Below are 1,230 nucleotides of genomic sequence, written 5' to 3' on the forward strand. Positions count from 1 at the left end.
GCCCCGGACGGACGGTGCAAGACCTTCGACGCCGGCGCTGACGGGTATGTGCGCAGTGAGGGTTGCGGTGTGGTCGTGCTCAAACGGTTGAGCGATGCGCTGCGTGACGGTGACCGGGTGTTGGCGGTGGTGCGGGGTTCGGCGGTCAATCAGGACGGTGCCAGCAGTGGGCAGACGGTGCCCAATGGTCCGGCGCAGCAGGCGTTGTTGCGGCAGGCGTTGGCGGCGTCGCGGCTCGGGCCTGCCGATATCGATTACATCGAGGCGCACGGCACCGGTACCGCGCTGGGTGATCCGATCGAACTCGACGCGTTGAGTGCGGTGTTCGGTGAGCGCGGCGATGCGGCTCCGCTGGTGTTGGGGTCGGTGAAGACGAATCTCGGGCACCTCGAATCCGGTGCGGGGATCACCGGTTTCATCAAGACCGTGCTCAGCGTGCGGCACGGCTACATCCCCAAACACCTGCACTTCCAGGAGCTCACCCCGCACGCGGGGCCATGCGCACGGGATTTCCGGATCGCCGCCGACGGGATGAACTGGCCGGCCGTGGACCGGCCGCGGCGGGCGGGAGTGTCTTCGTTCGGGGTCAGTGGCACCAACGCCCACATCGTCATCGAACAGGCGCCGGATCCCGAACCTGTGCTGGCGCAGCCGGATCCCGCGGTGAGCACGCTGGTGGTCTCCGGGAAGTCCGGCGAGCGGATCGCCGCCACCGCGGGTGCGCTCGCGGACTGGATGAGTGTCACCGATGTCCCGTTGGCCGACATCGCCCACACCCTCAACCACCACCGGACCAGGCACGCCAAGTTCGCGACCGTGTGCGCGCGGGACCGTGATCAGGCGGTCACAGGACTGCGCGCCCTGTCGGCCGGACACGCCGCGGTGGGCGTGGTGGATCCCCATGACGGTCCGTGTGGTTCGGGGACGGTGTTCGTGTTCTCGGGTCAGGGGTCGCAGTGGGCTGGGATGGGTCGCCGGCTGCTGGCGGACGAGCCGGTGTTCGCGGCGGCGGTGGCGGAGTTGGAGCCGGTGTTCGTCGAGGAGGTCGGGTTTTCGCTGGCGCAGGTGCTCACCGACGGGGAGCCGGTCAGCGGGGATGCCCGGGTGCAGCCGGTCATCATGGGCCTGCAGTTGGCGCTGACCGAGCTGTGGCGCTCCTACGGGGTGACCCCGGACGCGGTGATCGGGCACTCGATGGGTGAGGTCACCGCCGCCGTCGTCGCCGGTGCG

General features: G+C 69.5%; 1 protein-coding gene. It reads left to right on the forward strand.

What is annotated here, in order from left to right; all coding sequences use genetic code 11:
• Positions 1–1,230: type I polyketide synthase (locus tag AU194_RS30765; RefSeq protein WP_157576614.1), on the forward strand; the 1,230-nt coding region annotated here is incomplete at both ends.

Source organism: Mycobacterium sp. GA-2829 (genome assembly GCF_001499965.1).
In the GTDB taxonomy this organism is placed as follows: domain Bacteria; phylum Actinomycetota; class Actinomycetes; order Mycobacteriales; family Mycobacteriaceae; genus Mycobacterium.